This window comes from Luteimonas saliphila (assembly GCF_016774335.1).
GTDB classification, from domain to species: Bacteria; Pseudomonadota; Gammaproteobacteria; order Xanthomonadales; family Xanthomonadaceae; genus Luteimonas; species Luteimonas saliphila.
The window spans coordinates 201031-222730 of record NZ_JAETWA010000047.1 but is presented as its reverse complement, the minus strand read 5'-3'; the positions used below and the strand labels follow the sequence as shown (position 1 = coordinate 222730).

19 protein-coding genes are annotated in these 21700 nt (G+C 71.5%); 11 read left to right on the top strand and 8 right to left on the bottom strand.

From position 1 onward, the window contains the following. Nucleotides 1-15: 15 nt before the first annotated feature. Nucleotides 16-945: a 5'-nucleotidase, lipoprotein e(P4) family gene (locus JMO03_RS19420; protein ID WP_202845411.1), complete on the bottom strand. Its 930-nt coding sequence runs from the start codon at nt 943-945 to the stop codon at nt 16-18. A gap of 113 nt (nt 946-1058) precedes the next feature. Between JMO03_RS19420 and JMO03_RS19415 the strand changes: the two genes are divergently transcribed. Then, nucleotides 1059-1715: a DUF480 domain-containing protein gene (locus JMO03_RS19415; RefSeq protein WP_202845410.1), complete on the top strand. Its 657-nt coding sequence runs from the start codon at nt 1059-1061 to the stop codon at nt 1713-1715. A 286-nt stretch (nt 1716-2001) separates the two neighbouring features. Here the strand turns inward: JMO03_RS19415 and JMO03_RS19410 are convergent, their stop codons facing one another. Continuing rightward, nucleotides 2002-3975, bottom strand: coding sequence for a UvrD-helicase domain-containing protein (locus JMO03_RS19410; protein ID WP_202845409.1), 1974 nt, complete (start codon nt 3973-3975; stop codon nt 2002-2004). A gap of 189 nt (nt 3976-4164) precedes the next feature. Here JMO03_RS19410 and JMO03_RS19405 point away from each other — a divergent pair, with 189 nt between their 5' ends. Further along, complete coding sequence (locus JMO03_RS19405; RefSeq protein ID WP_202845408.1) at nt 4165-4788, top strand: thymidine kinase; 624 nt, start codon at nt 4165-4167, stop codon at nt 4786-4788. On the opposite strand, the gene JMO03_RS19400 is transcribed toward JMO03_RS19405, so the two are convergent. The 4 genes from JMO03_RS19400 to JMO03_RS19385 all read right to left on the bottom strand — a co-directional run bounded on the left by JMO03_RS19400 (nt 4733) and on the right by JMO03_RS19385 (nt 10132). Next, the gene (locus JMO03_RS19400; protein WP_202845407.1) at nt 4733-7600 is read right to left on the bottom strand and encodes a serine/threonine-protein kinase; all 2868 of its coding nucleotides are present in this window, start codon (nt 7598-7600) and stop codon (nt 4733-4735) included. The genes JMO03_RS19405 and JMO03_RS19400 overlap by 56 nt on opposite strands. A gap of 236 nt (nt 7601-7836) precedes the next feature. Next, the gene (locus JMO03_RS19395; protein ID WP_202845406.1) at nt 7837-8400 is read right to left on the bottom strand and encodes an ECF-type sigma factor; all 564 of its coding nucleotides are present in this window, start codon (nt 8398-8400) and stop codon (nt 7837-7839) included. 81 nt (nt 8401-8481) lie between these two features. Further along, nucleotides 8482-9309, bottom strand: coding sequence for a bifunctional DNA-formamidopyrimidine glycosylase/DNA-(apurinic or apyrimidinic site) lyase (mutM, locus tag JMO03_RS19390; protein ID WP_202845405.1), 828 nt, complete (start codon nt 9307-9309; stop codon nt 8482-8484). After that, on the bottom strand, nt 9302-10132 hold the full coding sequence (locus JMO03_RS19385; RefSeq protein WP_202845404.1) for an ABC transporter ATP-binding protein: 831 nt from the start codon (nt 10130-10132) through the stop codon (nt 9302-9304). Before JMO03_RS19385 ends, mutM begins: the two co-directional genes overlap by 8 nt. Nucleotides 10133-10240: 108 nt before the next feature. Here JMO03_RS19385 and JMO03_RS19380 point away from each other — a divergent pair, with 108 nt between their 5' ends. Both JMO03_RS19380 and JMO03_RS19375 read left to right on the top strand, forming a co-directional pair. Continuing rightward, on the top strand, nt 10241-11449 hold the full coding sequence (locus JMO03_RS19380; RefSeq protein ID WP_202845403.1) for a DesA family fatty acid desaturase: 1209 nt from the start codon (nt 10241-10243) through the stop codon (nt 11447-11449). A gap of 240 nt (nt 11450-11689) precedes the next feature. Then, complete coding sequence (locus JMO03_RS19375; RefSeq protein ID WP_202845402.1) at nt 11690-12019, top strand: EF-hand domain-containing protein; 330 nt, start codon at nt 11690-11692, stop codon at nt 12017-12019. Between the two features lie 633 nt (nt 12020-12652). Here the strand turns inward: JMO03_RS19375 and JMO03_RS19370 are convergent. After that, nucleotides 12653-13630 carry a mitochondrial fission ELM1 family protein gene (locus tag JMO03_RS19370; RefSeq protein WP_202845401.1) on the bottom strand — a complete coding sequence of 326 codons (978 nt, stop codon included), beginning with the start codon at nt 13628-13630 and terminating at the stop codon, nt 12653-12655. 92 nt (nt 13631-13722) lie between these two features. On the opposite strand from JMO03_RS19370, the gene JMO03_RS19365 reads away from it, so the two are divergent. The 6 genes from JMO03_RS19365 (at nt 13723) to JMO03_RS19340 (ending at nt 18868) form a co-directional block, all read left to right on the top strand. Further along, nucleotides 13723-14313 (top strand): malonic semialdehyde reductase, encoded by a 591-nt coding sequence (locus JMO03_RS19365; protein ID WP_202845400.1) that lies wholly within the window; start codon nt 13723-13725, stop codon nt 14311-14313. Between the two features lie 214 nt (nt 14314-14527). Next, the gene (locus tag JMO03_RS19360) at nt 14528-15232 is read left to right on the top strand and encodes a YceI family protein (RefSeq protein WP_202845523.1); all 705 of its coding nucleotides are present in this window, start codon (nt 14528-14530) and stop codon (nt 15230-15232) included. A gap of 9 nt (nt 15233-15241) precedes the next feature. Further along, nucleotides 15242-15952, top strand: a complete 711-nt coding sequence (locus JMO03_RS19355; protein ID WP_202845399.1) for a pirin family protein — start codon at nt 15242-15244, stop codon at nt 15950-15952. Nucleotides 15953-16190: 238 nt separating this feature from the next. Beyond that, nucleotides 16191-16391 (top strand): zinc-finger domain-containing protein, encoded by a 201-nt coding sequence (locus JMO03_RS19350; RefSeq protein ID WP_202845398.1) that lies wholly within the window; start codon nt 16191-16193, stop codon nt 16389-16391. A 19-nt stretch (nt 16392-16410) separates the two neighbouring features. Continuing rightward, complete coding sequence (locus JMO03_RS19345) at nt 16411-17547, top strand: glycosyltransferase (RefSeq protein ID WP_202845397.1); 1137 nt, start codon at nt 16411-16413, stop codon at nt 17545-17547. Then, nucleotides 17507-18868 (top strand): O-antigen ligase family protein, encoded by a 1362-nt coding sequence (locus JMO03_RS19340; RefSeq protein ID WP_202845396.1) that lies wholly within the window; start codon nt 17507-17509, stop codon nt 18866-18868. Before JMO03_RS19345 ends, JMO03_RS19340 begins: the two co-directional genes overlap by 41 nt. A gap of 268 nt (nt 18869-19136) precedes the next feature. On the opposite strand, the gene lpxL is transcribed toward JMO03_RS19340, so the two are convergent. Further along, on the bottom strand, nt 19137-20060 hold the full coding sequence (gene lpxL, locus JMO03_RS19335; protein ID WP_202845395.1) for an LpxL/LpxP family Kdo(2)-lipid IV(A) lauroyl/palmitoleoyl acyltransferase: 924 nt from the start codon (nt 20058-20060) through the stop codon (nt 19137-19139). A 235-nt stretch (nt 20061-20295) separates the two neighbouring features. Here lpxL and waaA point away from each other — a divergent pair, with 235 nt between their 5' ends. Beyond that, nucleotides 20296-21600 (top strand): lipid IV(A) 3-deoxy-D-manno-octulosonic acid transferase, encoded by a 1305-nt coding sequence (gene waaA / locus JMO03_RS19330; protein ID WP_202845394.1) that lies wholly within the window; start codon nt 20296-20298, stop codon nt 21598-21600. Nucleotides 21601-21700: the final 100 nt, after the last annotated feature.

Below are 21700 nucleotides of genomic sequence, written 5' to 3'. Positions count from 1 at the left end.
AAATATCTGATTTTTCTACTTTTGTGGATTGAGCGCGCTGCGCTTCATGGCCCGCCGCGCGTTCCTGGGTTCGCTCCAGGCGTTGTTGAACACCGCCGGCTCCCAGGAGCCGTAGGTGGGGTTGGGCAGCATCCACCAGCGTTCGCCGAACCAGTCTTCGTATTCGGCCAGAAGCCCCGCGCGGGCTTCGGGGGTGTTGGCGACGATCTCGACGAAGTCGCCGAGCTGGTCGCCGAACTGCATCAGCACCCGGTATTCGCGCCCTGCGAGACGACGGCGGCAGAGCTTTTCCGAACCCTGCTGCTCGCAGCCCTCGACATGGGTGCCCAAGCCCAGGAACACGCTGTCGTCCTTCACCGGCAGGCCCTCGGCACGCAGGTTGGCCAGGGTCGCCTCTTTCAGGTGTACGGCGCGATTGGACAGGTAGAGGATGGTGACCCCTTTCGCCTCGGCCGTGCTGGCGAACTCCACCACGCCGGGAACGGGTTTCGCCTTCTTCTCCGCCACCCACCGGTCCCAGGTGACTTCGTCGTACTCGGCGCCGTCGGCGACCAGGCGCGCCTGGTAGGGCGAGTTGTCGAGTACGGTCTCGTCGATGTCCATGATCACCGCTGGCGCCAGCCCGGCGGCCGGCGCGGCCTGTTCGCGTTCGTCCGGGACCAGCGCATCCCAGTTGGGTTCCCTCAGCGCGGCGTCGAGGTGGTCGGCCGCGGCGCGGAAGATCGAGATCGCATTGGCCTGGTACTCGGCCGAGCGCTGCACCCAGAGTACGGCGTTGAGGTTGTCGTCGGCGTCGGTTGCCGCCGGCTGGTCTGGCGCAGCCACTGTGGCGTCTGGCTGCATGGGCGTCGCGGTGCCGTCGGGCGCGGTGAACGATACCGGCTTGCAGCCGGCGAGGGCGAACGCGGTCGCGAGCAGGAAAGCGGCGGGTGCGGGCGTGCGCATGCGGCGATTCCATCGGTGCGGGAGCCGCGGAGTGTAGCGAAGCCGCGTTTCCGGCGGTCGCGGCCGCCCGGCTATGCTGTGACCCGACCGAGCCGACCAGGACATGAAGCCCCGTGGATGCCGATGCCCCCGCACTGCCTTTGACCGCGTCCGAGGCGCGCGTGCTGGGCTGCCTGATCGAGAAGCAGGCGATCACGCCGGACGCCTATCCGCTGACGGTCAACGCCGCCCAGGCCGCGGCCAACCAGAAGACCGCACGCGACCCGCCGATGTCGCTCGACGCCGGCACCGTGCACCATGCCCTGCGGCAGCTCGAGCGCAAGGGCCTGGCGAAACAGGTGTTCTCCTCGCGCGCGGAGCGCTACGAGCATCGCGCCGAGGCCTTCTTCAGCCTGCCCAGGCCGCAGGTGGCCCTGCTTGCGCTGCTGCTGTTGCGCGGCGCGCAGACGACGCATGAGCTGCTCGCGCGCAGCGAACGCATGCATGCCTTCGCCGATGTCGACGACGTGCGCCACCACCTGGAACGACTGATCCAGCACACGCAGGCGCTGGTGGTGCTGCTGCCACGCGCATCCGGCCAGCGCGAGGATCGCTACACCCACCAGTTGTGCGGCCCGGTGGACGTGCAGGCCGCCGCGGAGCGCACGGTGGCGCAGGCTGCCCCGCGAGCCGTGGACGCGCGATTGCAGGCCCGGGTCGAAGCGCTGGAGGCCGAGGTCGCCGAACTGCGCGGGCAGCTGTCGCGGCTGCTGGCCGCCGAGGGGCGCTGACACCGCCGTCCCTCCCCGATGCGCGGCAGGTGCGAAGACGAACACCGGCGCGGTTCGAGTCGGCCTGGGTGGCGATGACGTTCGAGAAGTGGCCGATCGTGTCGGCGGGCTGTGCGCGCGCGGCACTGCCCGGACGGTCACTTCGTCGCGAGTACGGCGCGATCAGCGCGTCTGTCGCCAGGACGCCGCCCCCAACGGGGCGAACGACGGTCTCGTCGGAAGTCTCCCGCCTGTCGCGGCGAAGGTCGCGCTGCCCGGGCGGGCGTGGGCTAGCGAGGGCGGCGCGCTAGTCGCCCAGCAACGCGCGGATGCTGGCGAAGCCGACGGTCGCGCGCTCGACCTTGCGCGCGGCATCGGCGACCGGGTCGGCGCCGTCGCGTTGCAGTTCCGCGGCGGGCAGTTCGTCGAGGAACCGGCTCGGCGCCAGCCGCAGCTTCGCGCCCCAGCGCTGCGCTTCGAGCGAGTACGACAGCCACAGCTGCTCCTTGGCGCGGGTGATGCCGACGTAGAGCAGGCGGCGCTCCTCGTCGAGCCGGCCCTCGTCGATGCTGGCCTCGTGCGGCAGGGTGTGGTCGTCCATGCCGACGATGAACACGTAGCGGAACTCCAGCCCCTTGGCCGCATGCAGGCTCATCAGCCGCACCTGGTTGCCGGGATCGCCCTTGTCGGCGTGGCTGAGCAGGGCGAGCTGCGCGGCGAGCTCGCCCGGGCCGGCACCACGCGCGCCCTCGAACCAGTCGGCGAGTTCGTCGAGGTTGCCGCGACGGATGCGGAACAGCTCGTCGCTCTTGCACTGCTCGCGCAGCGCGGCGAGCAGGCCGGATTTCTCGGTGAGGCCGCGCACCAGCTCGGTGGGCGGAAGGCGCGCGGCATCGGCGCGCAGGCCCCGCACGATGTCGGTGAAGGCGCCGAGCGCGTTCGCAGCACGCGGCTGCAGCTGCTTGAGCAGCCCCATCGACTCGGCGGCGCGCGACAGCGGCAGGTGCGCATGCTGCGCCATCTCCGCCAGCTTCGCCAGCGAGGTCGCGCCGATGCCGCGACTGGGCGACTGTACCGCGCGCAGGAAGGCGGCATCGTCCTCCGGATTGGCGACCAGGCGCAGCCACGACAGCGCGTCCTTCACCTCGCCGCGATCGAGGAACGCGGTGCCGCCGGACAGGTGGTAGGGGATGCGCAGCAACTGCATCGCCTTTTCCAGCGCGCGCGACTGGTGGTTGCCGCGGAACAGCACGCAGAACTCGCTCCACGGCACCTCGCGCGCGGTGTGCAGGAAGTGGATCTCGCCGGCGACGCGCTCGGCCTCGTGCGCGGCATCGCGGCATTCCCACACGCGGATGCGCTCGCCGTCGGGCTGCGCGCTCCACAGGGTCTTCGGGTGTTCGTGCGGGTTGTTGGCGATCAGCGCGTTCGCCGCGCGCAGCACGCGGCTGCTGCAGCGATAGTTCTGTTCCAGCTTCACCACCACCAGGTTCGGGTAGTCGCGGCCGAGCAGGGCGAGGTTTTCGGGGTTGGCGCCCCGCCAGGCGTAGATGCTCTGGTCGTCGTCGCCCACGCAGGTGAAGTTCGCCTTCGGCCCGGCCAGCGCCTTGAGCAGGCGGTACTGGGCGTCGTTGGTGTCCTGGCATTCGTCCACCAGCAGGTAGCCGATGCGCTCGCGCCAGCCGGCGACAGCGTCGGCATCGGTTTCCAGCAACTGCACCGGCAGCCGGATCAGGTCGTCGAAATCGACCGCGTTGAACGTCGACAGCCGCTGCTGGTAGCGCGCGTACAGCGAGGCCGCCTCGTGCTCGCGCGCGCTGCGCGCCACGTCCGCCGCCTGTTCCGGCGAGAGCCCCGCGTTCTTGACGGTCGAGACCAGCGACTGCATCGCCTGCACCGCATCGGACTTGGCCCCCGGCATCAGGTCCTTGAACTGCGACATCGAATCGTCGCTGTCGAAGATCGAGAAACCGCGGCGCAACCCGAGCCTGGCGGGCTCGGACTGCAGGATCCGCAGCCCCAGTGCGTGGAAGGTGCACAGGGTCAGTCCTTCGGCGGCATCGCCGCGGATGCGCCGGGCCACGCGCTCGCGCATCTCCTTGGCGGCCTTGTTGGTGAAGGTGATCGCGGCGATGCGCCTGGCCGGATAGCGGCCTGTCTGCACCAGGTGCGCGATCTTCTCGACGATCACCCGCGTCTTGCCGCTGCCGGCGCCGGCGAGCACGAGCAGGGGGCCGTCGCAGTGCGCGACCGCGGCGCGTTGCTGGGGATTGAGGGACATGCGGACGGCGATGGCGGAGCGGAACCATTCTACATGGCGCGCGACCAGGCCCGGCGGGCCGCCGATCCGGCCTGCCATTCGTAGGAGCGCCTTCAGGCGCGATGCCTTTTCGGCTTCGGGACCCGAAAGCGATCGCGCCTGAGGGCGTTCCTACGATCAATCCGGGGGCCGGACCGATAAACTGCCGTCATGGCCAAGCTCTACTTCTACTACTCGGCGATGAACGCCGGGAAGACCACGACGCTGCTGCAGTCGGCGCACAACTACCGCGAGCGCGGCATGCGGACATTGATCCTTACTCCGCGGCTCGACCACCGCGACGGCAGCGGTCGGGTGGCGTCGCTGATCGGCCTGCAGGCGGAGGGCGTCGCCTTCGACCGCGGCGAAGACCTGCAGGCGCTGGTCGAACGCGACATCGCGGTGCTGGGCACGCTCGACTGCGTGCTGGTCGACGAGGCCCAGTTCCTGGCCCGGTCGCAGGTCTGGCAGCTGGGCGAGGTGGTCGACGCGCTGCGCGTGCCGGTGCTGTGCTACGGCCTGCGCACGGATTTCCAGGGCGAACTGTTCGAAGGCAGCCAGTACCTGCTGGCCTGGGCGGACGAGCTCATCGAGATCAAGACCATCTGCCACACCGGCAGCAAGGCGACCATGACCGTGCGCGTGGACGAACACGGCCGGGCGGTGCACACCGGGCCGCAGGTGGAGATCGGCGGCAACGAGCGCTACATCTCGGTCAGCCGCGCCGAGTTCAAGCGGATCACGCGCGGGGAGGCGCAGATCGATCCGCTGCAGACGCCGCTGCCGCTGGCCTGAGCACGCTGCCGGCCATGCACGACGCGCGCAGGGCCGCGATCTCGCGCGGCAGCGCCCCGCCCTCGGGTTGGGCCTGTTCCACCTGCGCGACCAGCGCCTGCAGGCTCGCCAGCGCCAGGTCGCGCTCGGCCGGCATGCGGCAACGCGCGTCGGCGGCGTACGCCCGCGCAAGCCAGCCGGCCTTGCGCAGTTCGGACTCGTGCGGCGGCAGCTCCGCGAGCGCGTCGAGCCGGGTCAGCGCCGCCGGGTCGCCGCGCAACGCCTGGTAGCGGGCCAGCGAGATCTCCGCGCGCCGGGTATGCGAATGGTTCGCGCCGTAGTCCTGGCGGGTGAGCGCCTGCGCCTGGCGCAGCGTCGCCAACGCAGATGCCCTGTCGAGGTCGGCCTCGACCTCGCCGAGCAGGCGCAGCGTGTCGCCGACCAGCCCGTGGCGCGCGCCGAACGCTTCGCGCCGCAGCGCCAGAGATTCCTGCAGTAGGGGCAGCGCCTCCCGGTCGCGTCCGGCGCCATGCAGCAGCATGGCCTGGTTGAACAGGCCCGAGGCGAGCATGGTCTGGCTGCGATGCTCGCGCCAGATGTCCACCGCGGTGGACAGGTCGCGCAGCGCCGTGTCGAGGTCGCCGCGCTCCCAGACCACGATCGCGATGCTGTTGTGGCTGCGCGCGACGTCGACATGGCGTTCGCCGAGCCGCACCGTCATCCAGTCCAGGGTGTCGCGGAACTCGGCTTCGGCCTCGGCGAAGCGGCCCTGGTCGACGTGCACCGCAGCCAACTGCCGACGCGCGTCGATCGTGGCATGGTGGCGGGCGCCGCGCAGTTCCATCGCCAGCGACAGCGCCTGGGCGCAGTCGCGCTCGGCGGCGGCGGTGTCGCTCGACTCGCGTTCCAGCGAACACAGCGTGCGCAGCAGGTCGATCGCCAGCGGATGGCGTTCACCGCTGCTGTTGCGCAGCAGCGCCAGTGCCGCGCGAGTCTCGACCAGCGCGCGTGCGGTATCGCCGGTCGCGGCGTGCAGGGCTGCCAGGTCGGCGAGGTTCTCGACGATGCCGGCGTCGTCCTGGAGCGGGTCGCGGCGCAGCGCCAGCGAGCGCAGGTACAGCACGCGCGCTTCGTCGATCCGGCGCGCGGCCGCGTGGCAGCGGCCCAACTGCGAGTAGAACCCGGACACCGGCAGCGGCAGCCGGCGTTCGTTGCGCTGCGCGAGCGGCATCGCCGGCGCCATGCGCGCGACGCAGCCGTCGATCTCGCCCTTCAGCCGCAGCACCCGTCCGAGGTCGGTGGCCGACTGCAGCCGCAGGCTCGCCGGCGGGTCGTCCAGCGCATCGATCAGCGCCACCTGGCGCAACAGCAGGTCGCGCGCGGCGTCGTAGTCGCCCAGTCCCGCGCGCAGCCGCGCCACCACCCCGAGCAGTTCCGCGCGCGCCACCGGCTGGTGCGCCAGCTCGCGCTCGATGCGCAGTTCGCCGCCGTCGAGCAGCTGGCGGATGTCGACCAGGGCATCGGACGGCACGTCTCCCGCGGTTTCGAACAGGCCGACGACGAAGTTTTGCATGGCCTGGGCGCGCGCCGATTCCTGGACCGCCTGTCGCGCCTGCCAGGCGACGATGCCGAGCGCGCTGACCAGCACCAGCGAGACCATCGTCGCCGTCGCCAGCGCCCAACGGTGTCGGCGCACGTACTTGCCGATGCGGTACGACACGCTTTGCGGACGCGCATGCACCGGCTTGCCGTCGAGCGAGCGCTGCAGGTCCAGCGCCAGCGCCTCGACCGAGGGATAGCGCTGCTCGGGCTTCTTCGACAGTGCCTTGAGCACGATGTTGTCGAGGTCGCCGGCGACCTCCCTGGCGCGACGGCGCAGCCGCGACTCCGCCTCGCCGCCGTCGGTGGCGCGCTGCAGCGCCTGCGACGGGCGCAGCGGATCGACATTGAGGATCGCGTCCTCCCACTGCGCATCGCTGGGACGCTTGAGCTGGTAGGGCTTGCGGTCGGTCAGCAGCTCGTACAGGACCACGCCCAGCGAGTACACGTCGGTCATGGTGGTGACCGGTTCGCCGCGGATCTGCTCGGGCGCGGCGTAGTGCAGGGTGAAAGTGCGAAGGCCGGTGCGGGTGTGGTCGAGCGCCTGCTCGGGGGTGTCGAGCAGCTTGGCGATGCCGAAGTCCAGCAACCGGACGTCGTCGAGCGGCGTGACCAGGATGTTCGAGGGCTTGAGGTCGCGGTGAACGATCAGGTTGGTGTGCGCATGGCTCACCGCCTCGCACACCTGCAGGAACAGGTCCACGCGCGCGGTCACGCCGGGGTCGCGCGCACGGCACCAGTCGGTGATCGGTTCGCCCTCGACGTATTCCAGCGCCAGGTAGGGCTGGTTGTCGCTGCTGATGCCGGCATCGAGCAGGCGCGCGATGTGCGGATGTTCGAGCCGGGCGAGGATCTGTCGCTCGCGGGTGAAGCGCAGGCGCAGGTTCGGGTCGGCCAGGCCCGGGCGCAGCAGCTTCAGCGCCACGCGCCGCTGGTACAGGCCGTCGGCGCGGCGCGCCAGCCACACCTGGCCCATGCCGCCCTCGCCGAGCATGCGTTCGAGCTCGTAAGGGCCGACGGCCGCGCCGGCCTGCACGCCCGGATGCACGCCGATCAGCGGTTCGTTGAGGAAGTCGTCGCCGCTGGCCTCGAGCGCGATCAGCTCCTCGAGGTCGTCCGCGAGCTGCGGATCCTCCTCGCGCAGCGAGGCCAAGCTGGCGGCGCGGGCACCTTCGTCCAGCTCGAGCAGCGCGTCGAGCAGGGGCGAGAGGCGTTGCCAGCGGTCGGCGTCCATGGGTTACGTGCCGACGCAGGCTGCGGCGCCGGCATCGGGTCTCGAGCGTGCGGCAGGAAGTGCGCAGAACGGGCGCAGGAGCGCGTTGCCGTGCGCCTTCGGCGCTCCCCCATCCGTCTTCGCCACCTTCCCCCGCGAATGGGGGAAGGAACGACGGATTCCGCCTGCCTCTACGCGATCCGGCTTGCCGGGAACAACCGCATCGGCGCTGGCGCGCATGTCGTCGCCTGTCCCGGTCACGAATCCTGCAGCGACGCCAGCAGGTACATCCGCGCCTTCTGCCAGTCGCGGCGGATGCTGCGGTCGGAGCGGCCGAGCAGGGTGGCGATCTCGGCTTCGGACAGTCCGCCGAAGTAGCGCAGTTCCACCACGTGCGCGAGCTTGGCGTCGACGCCGGCCAGGCGGTTGAGCGCGACGTCCAGCGCCAGCATGTCCTCGTCCAGGCGCAGCCCGCCCTCGATGTCCTGCGGCAGGTCGGTGACGCGGTGCAGGTCGCCGCCGCGCTTCTGCGCCAGGCGCTGGCGCGCGTAGTCCACCACCACACTGCGCATCGCCGAGGCGGCGTAGGCGAAGAAATGGGCGCGGTCGTCGAACTGGATCTCCTTGCGGCCGATCAGCTTGAGGTAGGCCTCGTGCACCAGCGCGGTGGCGTCCAGCGTCTGTCCCATCTGCCCGGACAGCTGCCGGCGGGCCATGGTGTGCAGTTCCTGGTACAGGGTGGCCAGGACCCGGTCGAGCGCGCTGCGGTCGCCGCCGCGCGCGGCGTCCAGCCAGAGGGTGATGTCAGCGGTTTCGGCCATGCGCGAGGAGTCCCGTCCCAGCGCCCGACTATACCGCGAAGGCGCGCTGCCGGTCGCCGTGCACGGTGGCCCACGGGCGCTTCAGCGCTGGCAGCGGCCGCACCAGACGGTGGCGCGCTGGCCGATCGCCGCCTGCCGCAGCGGCCGGCCACAGCGCGGGCAGGGTTCGCCGCCGCGGCCGTAGGCCGACAGCTCCTGCTCGAAGTAGCCGGGCGCTCCGTCCGGGGCGAGGAAGTCGCGCAGGGTGGTGCCGCCGCGGCGGATGGCGTGGTCGAGGATGCGGCGGACCTCGCCGGCGAGCAGCCGGTAGCGCTCGCGCGAGACCCGCCCGGCGGCGCGCAGTGGCGAGATGCCGGCGGCATGCAGCGCCTCGGCCGCGTAGATGTTGCCCACGCCCACCACGATCCGCTGGTCCATCAGGAAGGCCTTCACCGGCGCGCTGCGGCCGCGGCTGCGCGCGAACAGGTGGTCGCCGTCGAAATCGTCCGACAGCGGTTCCGGACCCAGACCCTGCAGCAGCGCATGGGTCTCGCCCGGTGGCTGCCACAGCAGGCAGCCGAAGCGCCGCGGGTCGTTGAAACGCAGCACCCGCTTCGATCCCGGGCGACTGCCATCGAGCACGAAGTCGACATGGTCGTGGTCGCGCACCGGGGTGGACGCGGGCAGCACGCGCAGGCTGCCGGACATGCCCAGGTGCAGCAGGGCGCTGCCGGCGGCGGTGTCGAGTAGCAGGTACTTCGCCCGGCGGCGCACCGCGAGGATGCGCTGGCCGGGCAACAGGTCGGCGACCTCGGCCGGGATCGGCCAGCGCAGGTCGGGCCGGCGCAGCACCACCGCGCGCACGTGGCGCCCCTGGACATGCGGCGCCAGCCCCGTGCGCGTGGTCTCGACCTCGGGCAGCTCAGGCATCGGCGCCGGCCCGGTCGAACTCGAAGGTGGGGACCGCGCCATCGCGCAGCCGCAGCGGCGCATCGAACGCGCGCGCGAGCAGGGCGGGTGTCAGCACTTCGTCGCGCGCGCCGTCGGCGACCACGCGACCTTCGCGCAGCAGCACCACGTGGCCGATCTCGGGCACCAGTTCCTCGGCGTGGTGGGTGACCAGGAGCAGGGTCACGCCTTCGCCGGCGAGCCGACGCAGCGTGTGCAGCAGACGTTCCCGCGCGACCACGTCCAGGCCTGCCGCAGGCTCGTCCAGCAGCAGCGCCAGCGGCCCGTGCACCAGCGCCCGCGCCAGCAGCACCCGCCGCGCCTCGCCGGTGGACAGGCTGGCGTAGAGGCGGCCGGCGAGGTGTGCGGCATCGGCCCGCGCCAATGCGCCGCTGGCCTGCTGCAGGCGTTCTTCGGGGACCTCGCTGGGCTGCGGCGCCAGGCGCGCGTCGAACGCGCCCAGCACCACATCCTCCACCGACAGTTCCGGCAGGGTCGCCAGCTGGTCGTGCATCGCCCCGGTGACGATGCCCAGCCGCGAACGGATCGCGCGCACGTCCCACAGGTGTTCGCCGAGGATCCGCACCGCCGGCCGTCCGTCCGCGTGCGCCGCCGGGTACAGCTGGCGCGTGACCAGCTGGATGAAGGTGGACTTGCCGCAGCCGTTCGGCCCGAGGATCGCGGTATGCCGCCCGAGCGGCAGCCGCAGGCTCACGCCGTCCAGCGCCGCGCGCCCGTCGCGCAGCACGCGGGCGTCGTCGAGTTCGATCAGGACGGTGGCGTGAAGACGGGCGTCGTCGGTCATCTGCGGGACATGGGGATGAATCCAATGAACACCATACGTGGCCGCAGGGCTGGCCTTGGCATCGCGCGGGCCCCATCATGCAAGAGTCCCAACCTGCCGAAAAACGTCATGCCCGCGTCCCTGATCGACTTCCTCGCCGGTGGCCTGCTGCAGTGGAGCTTCTGGCCGCTCGCCGCCTACTTCCTGGTCGCCACCCAGCTGACCATCCTCTCGGTCACGCTGTACCTGCATCGCAGTCAGGCGCACCGCGGCGTGGATTTCCATCCGGTGCTCGCGCACTTCTTCCGCTTCTGGACCTGGCTGACCACCTCGATGATCACCCGCGAGTGGGTCGCCATCCACCGCAAGCACCACGCCAAGTGCGAGACCGAGGAAGACCCGCACAGCCCGATGCACAAGGGCATCAAGACCGTGTTCTGGCAGGGCGTCGAACTCTACCGCGAAGCGCGCGGCATGCGCGCCGACATCGAGCAGTACGGCAAGGGCGCGCCCAGCGACTGGATCGAGCGCCACCTCTATACCCCGCACGCCACCCTCGGCCCGACGCTGCTGCTGTTCGTCAGCTTCGCCCTGTTCGGCTTCGCCGGCATCGCGATCTGGGCGATCCAGATGGCGTGGATCCCGTTCTGGGCTGCGGGCGTGGTCAATGGCCTCGGCCACTGGTGGGGCTACCGCAACTTCGAGACCACCGACACCGCCACCAACCTCACCCCCTGGGGCGTGTGGATCGGCGGCGAGGAACTCCACAACAACCACCACGCCTTCCCCAGCTCGGCCAAGTTCGCGCTGCGCAAGTGGGAGTTCGACATCGGCTGGGCGGTGATCCGGGGCCTGGAGAAAGTGCGTCTGGCCAAGGTGCTGCGCGTGGCCCCGGCGCTGGACGTGCGCCCGAACATCCAGGTGCCCGACACCGACACCATGCGCGCGCTGCTCGCGCACCGCTTCCAGGCGATGACCGACTACCAGCGCAACGTGCTGATGCCGGCCCTGCGCGAGGAAGCCCAGGCCGCCGGCGCGAAGCTGCGCTCGCTGTTGCCGCGGCAGCAGCGCAAGGCGCTGGTCGACGACGGCCGCTGGCTCAAGCCCGAGGCGCGCGAGCAGATGCAGCAGTGGATCTCGCAGCGCCCGCGCATCCACACCCTGGTCGAATACCGTCGCCGCCTCGCCGCCGTGCTCGAAGCGCGCAGCACCAACGCCAGCGACGCCCTGCACGCCCTGCAGGACTGGTGCCGCGAGGCCGAGGCCAGCGGCATCCGGGTGCTGCAGGACTACTCGGCGCGGCTCAAGGGCTATTCGCTGCAGTCGGTCCGCGCCTGACGCGGTAGCGCCGCACCTCCGCGGTTCGCGGCAGGGGTCGAGCCAGGACTCCGGGTTCGCACCTCTCCCGCTCGCGGGAGAGGTCGGCGCACAGCACGGATGGGGCAGCGCATTCACGTACGTTCCCGCTCCCTGCGGCACACCCCTCGGATACGGACGCCGCTTCACCCCCTGCCCGCTTGGCGGCAGTGGTCGGCGCACAGCGCCGGCCGAGGGCGACCGAGCCGCTACACTCCTCCCATGCACATCCTGATCGTCTTCGCTCTCCTGCTGCTCCCCGCGGCCGCTTTCGCCCAAGTCACGCAGACCGGCGACTATCTCGCGAAAATGGACACCGACGGCGACGGCCGCGTCTCCCTGGCCGAGTACCAGGACTGGATGACCTACGCCTTCGACGGCATGGACCGCAACGGCGACGGCGTGCTCTCCCCCGACGAACAACCCGGTGGCAAGGGCAGGTCTCTCACCCGCGGCCAGCACCGTGCCCGCCTGGCCGAGCGCTTCCGCCGCCAGGACGTGAACCGGGACGGCTTCCTCGACGCACGCGAGCTGGCGGCGCCGCCGCAGTAGCCGGACATGCCTGCCGCCTGCGCTGTCCCGTAGTTCCTAGCCCGGGGTAAGCGAAGCCGCACCATGGAGTGCGTGGGTGGGAATGTCCCCGAGGCCCCGGATGCGGCCTGCGGCCTTATCCGGGCTACGTGAAACGTGGATCCGATGCGCCAGCCACGACGGCCCCGGCCGGCGTAGCCCGGATAAGCGAAGCGCATCCGGGAGTGCGATGGCGGGAGTATTCCCGCAAGGCCCCGGATGCGGCCTGCGGCCTTATCCGGGCTACATGAAACGTGGATCCGATGCGCCAGCCGCGACGGCCCCGGCCGGCGTAGCCCGGATAAGCGAAGCGCATCCGGGAGTGCGATGGCGGGAGTATTCCCGCAAGGCCCCGGATGCGGCCTGCGGCCTTATCCGGGCTACGTGAAACGCGGATCCGATGCGCCAGCCACGACGGCCCCGGCCGGCGTAGCCCGGATAAGCGAAGCGCATCCGGGAGTGCGATGGCGGGAGTATTCCCGCAAGGCCCCGGATGCGGCCTGCGGCCTTATCCGGGCTACATGAAACGTGGATCCGATGCGCCAGCCGCGACGGCCCCGGCCGGCGTAGCCCGGATAAGCGAAGCGCACCCGGGGCGTCTGGAGCGTTTGCGGCTCAACCCCACGCCAGCCGCTGCCGCACCATCTCCGCCACCCGGCCGGTTTCCCGCAGCGGCACGAGGTCCGGGTGTTGGCCGGGGGGCACGTCGAACCCGGTGATGCGTCCACGCGCCCGCAGCGCTTCGAGGAAGCGTCGCGGTCGCCCGTCGGTACGATTCGCGTCGAACACGTGGACAGGGACGCGGGTGGCGCAGGCTTCGCTGACCATGTTCACCGAGTCGGGCGAGCAGACGATGCGATCGGCCCAGGCCAGCAGGCCGGGATAGGGATTGGGACCGTCCCGGGTGTCGCGCCAGGCCAGGCCCTGAGTACCGGCGAGCGCGCGGCGCATGGCCTCGACCATGCCGGGCGGGGTGCGTCGCGAGACGGTGGCGAGCACGCTGCCGCCCCCGTGCGCGGCCTGCGCGGCAAGCTCGGCGCACAGTATTTCGAGGCGCGCGCGGTCGAAACGGGCATGCGCGGTGGGGCCGCCGACGAGCAGGGCGGTCCGCGGCGCGGGCAGGTCGGTGAATGCGGCGAATGCGCGCCGGGCCTCGGCCAGCCAGGCATCGTCGACCGGGTGCAGGCTGCCGAGCAGGGGGATGATGTTGTCGCCGCGGCGGCGGTCGTGTTCGGGCAGCACCAGCAGATCCCAGTGGCGGGCGTCGATGCGTGGGTCGAGGATCTGCACGGTCTTCGCGCCGCGCGTGCCGAGCAGGCGGGTGGCCAGCGCCGCCTGCCGGCCGCAGCCGATGGCCAGCGCGGGGGGCGCCTGCAGCGCATCCGCAAACGCGACGCCGAAGGCGCGCGCGGCGCCCGGTAGCAGGCGCGGCGCCAGCCAGTGCCAGGGCGGGCGCGGTTCCAGCGCGACGGTGCGGGTCGCGCCGCCAAGGGCGGCAGCCAGTGCATCCGCCTGGCGGGCATTGCCGGCGCGGCCGTCGCTGAGGGACCAGATTTGCGCTGAATGCGGACCCGCGGCCGCGGCTCGTTCCATTTCTGTAATCATCCGTTCCGATGACCGCGGCTGAACGTCATGCGTGGAACTCTACACTGCAGCCACTTCAGACCGCCTCCTCAGGACGCCCGATGACCGACACGCTGCCCGATGCCGCGCTCGACCAGCTCTTCCGTACCGCCCGCACCCACAACGCGTTCGCCGGGCAGATCGACGACGCCACCCTGCACCGTCTCTACGACCTGGCGAAGCTGGGGCCGACGGAAGCCAATGCCTGCCCCGCGCGGTTCGTGTTCGTGCGCTCGCGCGAGGCCAAGGAGAAGCTGGGGCCGGCGCTGAGCGAGGGCAATTTCGAGAAGACGATGGCGGCGCCGGTCACCGTGATCGTCGGCCACGACCTGCGCTTCTACGACAAGCTGCCCGTACTGTTCCCTCATGCCGACGCGAAATCCTGGTTCGAGGGCTCGCCGGAGGCGCGGCTGGAGCGCGTGGCCCTGCGCGGCTCGAGCATGCAGACCGCGTACCTGATCCTGGCGGCGCGCGCGCTGGGGCTGGATACCGGGCCGATGACCGGCTTCGACAACGACAAGGTCGACGCGGCGTTTTTCACCGGCACCCCGGTGCGCTCCAATATCCTGATCAACCTCGGCCGGGGCGACCCGTCGGCGACGTACCCGCGCCTGCCGCGGCTGTCGTTCGACGAGGCGGCACGGATCGAATGAGGCATTCCGCATCCTTCGACACCGGCAGCGTCGATGCCGGCGGGCCGGGCGTCGGGGATCGGCGCGGCGCGGCAATGCCGGGCCGCAGGCTTCGTGCCGGGGCGGCCGGGCCGCGCCCGGCGATGCAGTGAAGTCCAGCAGCACCCGCGGCGCCGGCCGTGCCAACGTCACCTACACACCGCGCCACCCACTCACGTATTCCGAGGTCACCACCATGCAACGTCCCGCGCTCCTCCTGCTTCCGCTCGCCCTGACCCTGGCCATCGCCGCGTGCTCGCCGGCCGAGCCGCCTGCGGCCGCCGACCCCGCGGCCACGCCCGCCGCCACCCTGGACGGTGCGGAGCCTGCGCCGGCCGATGTCGCGCCGGTGGAGGGCGTCTCCGGCACGTACGTGATCGACCCCAACCACACCAACGTGGTCGCGCAGTGGAGCCACTTCGGCTTCTCCAACCCGGTCGCCAACTTCGGCCAGGCGGAAGGCAGGATCGTGTACGACGCCGACAACGTCTCCGCCTCGTCGGTGGAGGTCACCCTGCCGCTCGACGGGCTGAGCTCGTTCGCGGAAGATTTCAACGACCACCTGCGCAGCGCCGATTTCTTCGACGCGGAGAGGTTCCCGGCCATCACCTTCAAGAGCACGTCGGTCGAATCCGCCGGCGGCAACAGGCTCAAGGTCACAGGCGACCTCACGGTCAAGGACATCACCCGGCCGGTGGAGTTGGACGTGACCGTCAACCGCTTCGCCGAGCATCCGATGGCCAAGCGCGCCGCGGCCGGCTTCGACGCCGTCACCACGCTCAAGCGCAGCGATTTCGGCGTGGGCGCGTACGCGCCGAACGTGAGCGACGAGGTGGAGCTGCGGATCACCACCGAAGCCATGGTCGCCGCGCCGGAAGGCGCCGACGCCGCGAAAGGTTGAGGCAGGGCGATGCGCATCGTCCGCCGCTCCGGCGAACGCGGGCACGTGGATGCCGGCTGGCTCGACAGCCGGCACACGTTCTCGTTCGGCCATTACCACGACCCGGCGTGGATGGGTTTCGGACCGCTGCGGGTGATCAACGAGGATCGCGTGGCGCCGGGCGGCGGGTTCCCGCCGCACCGGCACGCGAACATGGAGATTCTCAGCTACGTGATCAGCGGCGCGCTGGCGCATCGCGACAGCACCGGCAGCAGCGGCGTGCTGCGGCCGGGCGAGGTGCAGTGGATGAGCGCCGGCAGCGGGATCGAACACAGCGAGTACAACGGCTCGGACAGCGAGCCGGTGCACTTCCTGCAGATCTGGATCATGCCCGACCGCGGTGACCTGCCGCCCGCCTATGCGCAGCGCGCGTTCGCTCCGACGAAGCGCCAGGGCCGCTGGGCCACGCTGGCCTCGCCCGATGGCGCGGACGGCAGCCTGGCGATCCGGCAGCAGGCCTGGCTGCACGGCGTACGGCTGGATGAAGGCGAGGGCGTCGTGCACGCGCTGGATCCGTCGCGGCTGTACTGGCTGCACGTGGTGCACGGCGCAGTGGTCGTCGACGGCGAACCCCTGTCCGCGGGTGATGCGGTCGGTGTGTCCGGCGAACCGGGACATCTGCAGCTCGCAGGCCAGGGCGGCGGGACCGCGGACCTGTTGCTGTTCGACCTGCCGCCGTAGATGAAAGCCGGCGGGTTGCCCGGGCGCGACGCACCCGGGATCGCCGTGACGACCGCGCGTCGTCTTTCCGGCGCAGCCGGGTACTCATGGACCCGGCGTTCCGGTCGACAGGGCGACGGATGCCGGCGCCACCTCGCTGCGCCAAGTCCTGCGTCGAATGCCCCGCACCGGCCCACGCGCGACGGCCTCCGCGCCTTCCGCGCTAGAATGCGGCGGTTGCAGCCCCAACCCCGATGCCATGACCGCGATCCAGCCCCAGCCCACGCAAGCCAATGCGCAGTCCCGCTACGAGGTGCATCGCAGCGACCTGCCGCTGAGCTGCCCGCTGCCGTCGATGGCGCTGTGGAACTCGCATCCGCGCGTGTACCTGCCGATCGAGGCCGATGGCGGCGAGGCCGACTGTCCGTACTGCGGCGCGCATTTCGTTCTCGTCGACTGATGCCGGCGCGGGGTCGCGCATGCCGCGCCCGCTGACCGTGGTGCAACTGCTGCCGGCGCTGGACTCCGGCGGCGTCGAACGTTCCACCCTCGAGATCGCCGATGCGCTGGTGCGCGCCGGCCATCGCGCACTGGTCGTTTCCGCTGGCGGGCGCCTGCTGCCGCGCCTGCTGGCGAGCGGCGCGGAACACATCGCGCTCGACATCGGCCGCAAGTCGCCGCTGGTGCTGCGCCATGTGCCTGCGCTGCGCCGGCTGTTCGCGCGCGAGCGGGTCGACATCGTGCACGCGCGCTCGCGCCTGCCGGCGTGGCTGGGCTGGCGCGCGCTGCGCGGCATGCCGGCGCCGGCACGACCGCGCTTCGTCACCACCGTGCACGGCCTGAACACGCCCTCCCGCTACAGTGCGATCATGGTGCGCGGCGAGCGCGTGGTGTGCGTGTCGGAGACCGTGCGCGACTTCGTGCTGCAGCACTATCCGCGTACCGATCCCGGCGTGCTGCGGGTGATCCCGCGCGGGGTGGACCCGGCGGAATTCCCGCGCGTCGCTTGGCCCGACCGGGCGGCGCGGGCGCGGGTGGCGGCGCAGCACCCCACGCTCGCGGACGAGGGACTGCTGCTGCTGCTGCCCGGTCGCGGCACCCGGCTGAAGGGACATGGCGACGCGATCGCACTGCTCGCCGCGCTGCGCGCCGACGGCCTCGACGCCCGGCTGTGGATGCCCGGCGCGGTGCAGGACGGACGCGAGGCGTACGCCGTTGAACTGCGCCGACGCGCGCTGGAGGCCGGTGTCGGCGACGCGATCGCGATCACCCCGGCCACCGCCGCCATCGCCGAGGCCTTCGCCGCGAGCGATCTGGTGCTGCAGCTCTCGCGCAAGCCCGAATCGTTCGGGCGCACGGTGGTCGAGGCGTTGTCGGTCGGGCGGCCGGTGATCGGCTGGGATCACGGCGGCGTCGGCGAACTGCTGCGCGCGCTGCAGCCGGCGGGCGCGGTCGCGCCGTACGATCCCGATGCGCTGCTGCGCACGGTGCGCGCCGCGCTCGCCCGGCCGCCATCGCTTCCCGATACCATTGCGTTTACCTTGCAGGCGATGCAGGACGCCACGCTGTCGGTCTATGACGAACTCCGCGACGCTCACGCCCCCGACGCCCGCTGACGCGCCCCGCGCCGGCTGGCGCTGGGCGCCGCACTGGGTGCTGGCGTTCGTCGCGTTGTGGCCCGCGCCGGGCTACGCCGAAGCGGTGATGGTGCTGGGCGCGCTGGCCGCGATCGCGCACCTGGCGATCGGCCGCTTCCATGGCGGCATGCGACTGCTCAGCCACCAGGCCTGGGCGCTGACCAGCGTGCTGTTCTGCGCGTACTGGCTGCCGCAGCTGGTGTCGTCGTTCGATGCGCTCGACCAGGGCCGCGCCCTGCGCGAATCGCTGGTCGACCTGCGTTACCTGCCGTTCCTCTGGCTGGCGGCATCGGCCGTGGCTACCCCGCGCGGCCGACGGATCACGTTCGGCGGACTCGCGGTGATCGTGCTGGCGTGGACGCTCGACGCGCTGGTGCAGGTGGTGATCGGGACCAGCCCGCTGTTCTGGGGGATCGATTCGATCAAGCAGGCCATCAGCGGGCGCCCGATGTGCAGCGTCGAGCAACTGGCGGCCGCCGACCGTCTCGGCGGCGTGCTCGGGCCGTGCAACCTCAAGCTCGGCGTGGTGCTGGCCAGCCTGTCGCCGTTCGCGCTGTATGCCGCAGGGCGGCGTTTCGGCAGCAGCGGCTGGATCGTGGCGGCGCTGCTGGTCGGCGTGGTGGTGCTGTTCGCCGGCTCGCGCGCGTCGTGGATCACCTTCGCCCTGGTGCTGCTGTTCAGCGGCTGGAGCCTGCTGGGCTGGAAGAAGCTGCTGGGGGTGTTCGCGGCGGGCGCGGTGGCGCTGGCGGCGCTGTCCTACTTCTCGCCGCAGGTGCAGCAGCGCGTGGCGCGCACCGCGCAGGCGTGGACCGCGGAAGGCGATGAGGGGGTGGACACCGCGCTGTCCGGGCGTACGCGCATCTGGGGCGCGGCGGTGTGCATGGCGCGCGAGCATCCTGTCAATGGGGTCGGCGCGCGCGGTTTCCGCCAGGCGTTCCCGGCCTGCGATCCGGAGCCGGGCGAGCCGGCCGCATGGGGCGAGGGTCCGGCCTTCCACGCCCACCAGATCCTGCTGGAGATCCTCAGCGAGACCGGCGCCATCGGCCTGCTGCTGTGGCTGGCCGGCGCGGCCCTGGCGTGGCGCGCGTGGCGGTTCGCCGATGCCGATGCGCGCGCGCGCGCGCGGCCGGCGATGCTGGCGCTGGCGGTGACGGTGTTCCCGTTCAACACCCACCTGGCGTTCTATTCCACGTTCTGGGGCGGGCTGACGTTGTTGCTGGCGGCCCTGTACGCCGGCAGCCTGCTGGCTGGGCGGCAGGCTGCACCCGCCCCTGCCGCGCAAGGCGCCGCCACCGCGTAGGCGCGCCTTCACGTGCGACAGGGGTCGATGCGTTCATCGCACCGCTCGCGGTCGCGCCTGAAGGCGCTCCTACAGGGAGCAGGACCACGGTAGCGGTGAAGTCGGGTGGAGGCACCCATCCGAGCGTTCGGCTGCGTGGGGCCTACACGTATCGTCATCGCGCAATCCACCACTACAGGTGTAGGAGCGCCTTCAGGCGCGACAGGACCCGGGCGTGTAGATCGCAAGGATCGCGCTCGCGCCCGAAGGCGCGCCTACGCGCGGCGGATCAGGGCCCGGCGTAGGGCGAGGTGCCGTCGGGTCGGCGCTTGAAGCGGCGGTGGATCCACAGGTACTGGTCCGGTGCCGCACGCGCCATGGCCTCGATGCCGGCGATCACGCGCGCGGTGTCGGCGGTGGCGTCGCGCGACGGGTAGTCCTCCAGCGCCGGCCACAGCGTCAGGGTGTAGCCGCCGTCGGCACGACGACGGTGCTGGTACAGCACCACCGCCGCGCCCGACATCCGCGCCAGGGCGTGGGTCGAGGTGAGGCTGTGCGCCGGCTGGCCGAAGAACGGCACGTAGACCGCGTCGCCGCGACTCGGATCCTGGTCGGGCGCGTACCACAGCAGGCCGCCCTGCTTCAGGTGCCGCACCGCACCGCGCACGTCCTGCTTGGGGAACATCGCCGCGGCATAGCGTGCACGCCCGCGCCGCACCGCCCATTCCATCGCCGGCTGCGCGTGCGGGCGGTACATCCCCGCCAGCGGCACGTGGTCGCACATCAGCCGGCCGCACATTTCCAGCGTGCTGAAGTGGCCGGAGACCGCGATCACGCCGCGGCCGCCGGCACGCGCGGCCTCGATGTGCTCCAGACCTTCGACCACGAGCGCCTTGCGCATCGGCTCGACCGAGCCCCACCACGCCCGCGCGAACTCGAACAGGCCGATGCCCAGCGAAGTGAAATGCGCGAGCAACAGCGCTTCACGCGCGGCGTCGTCCAGCTCGGGGAAACACAGTGCGAGGTTGCGCGCGGCGACCGCGCGGCGCTCGCGCAGCGCCTGCCGGAGCACGGTGCCGATACCGCGGCCGATCGCACGCTGCCACAGCCATGGCAGACGCGCGGCCAACGCCATCGCGCCGATGCCCAGCCATGTCGGCCAGTGCCGCGGCGACAGCGGCGGGCCCGGCGCCGGGTTCTGCGTGGAACTCATCGGGCGATTGTAGTCGCTGGTGGGCGGCGCAGCCCGAACGTCGCCGCTCTGTGGTGGAGGCCGCATGCGGGCCTTGCCCCCATCCCCGGTCTTCGACCGGCATTGATCACGAGTCGCGCGTCGCCCTCGACGTGCAGGCTCTGGACGCATGATCGTCAGCGCGGAAGGAGAACCGCATCCGCTAGCCTTTCCCATTCCCGATTCCCGATTCCCGATTCCCCGCTATCCTGTGCCGATGCGTGCCGACCCGACCGAACGCCTGCTGCGCGGCCTGTATTCGGCGGTGCTGTACCTGCTGGTGCCGGTCACCGTGTACCACCTGATCTGGCGCGGATTCCGCCAGGAGGCGTACTTCGAACGCTGGGGCGAGCGCTATGCGCGTTACGCCGCGCCGGCGAGGCCGGCCCCGATCTGGGTGCATGCGGTGTCCGTGGGCGAGGTCAACGCGGTCGCGCCGCTGGTCGACGCGCTGCTCGGCGCGTTTCCCGGCCAGCGGCTCCTGGTCACCACCATCACCCCGACCGGCTCGGCGCGCGTGCGTGCGCTGTGGGACGAGCGCGTCGAACACGTCTACCTGCCGTACGACCTCTCGGGCGCCGTGCGCCGCTTCCTCGCGCACTTCTCGCCGAGGATCGCGCTGGTGGTCGAAACCGAACTGTGGCCGAACCTGCTGTTCTGCTGCCGCGACGCCGGCATCCCCGCCTACCTGGTCAATGCGCGCCTGTCGGAGCGGTCGCTGCGCGGATACCGCGTGCTGCGTCCGTTGCTGTCGCGCGCGTTGCGCACGCTGCGTCGGATCGCCGCGCAGTCCGCCGACGACGCCCGCCGCTTCGCCGCGTTGGGCGCGACACCGGCATCGCTCGCGGTGACCGGCAACCTCAAGTACGACATCGCGATCGACGTGCAGAAGATCGCGCGCGCCGCGACCGGATTCCGCGACCGGATCGGCGCGCGCCCGGTCTGGATCGCCGCGAGCACCCACCCCGACGAGGAGGCCATGGTCGTCGCCATGCACCGGCGCCTGCGCGAGCGCTGGCCGGACCTGCTGATGCTGTGGGCGCCACGCCACCCCGAGCGCTTCCGTGGCGCCGCCCAGCAGGCGGTCGACGCCGGCTGGCGGGTGGCCACGCGCAAGCTCACGCACTGGCCCGACGCCGACGACGCGGTGTTCGTGCTCGACACGCTGGGCGAGCTGCAGCAGTTCTACGCCTGCGCGGACGTGGCCTTCGTCGGCGGCAGCCTGCAGGACATCGGCGGCCACAACCTGCTGGAGCCGGCGGCGGTAGGCACACCGGTCGTCACCGGCCCGCACCTGCACAACTTCGCCGATATCGCGCGGCTCATGCAGGCTGCCGGCGCGCTGCGCATCGGCGCGGACGTGGATGCGGTGGTCGCGGGCCTGGCGCAGCTGCTGGACGATCTGCCTGGACGTGCGGCGATGCGCGAAGCGGGCCTGGCACTGGTGCGCGACGGCCGCGGTGCGCTGCAGCGCACGCTCGACGTGATCCGCGCGGACCTGCCCGGACATCTGCGCGCCTGAAACCGTGAGGCGGCGGCCGCGCCAGGAGCGCACGCACGAGGGAAGCAACGCGGTGAAAACGAAGCGGTACCGGATCGCAGGCGCCCGACTGCCCGGACGC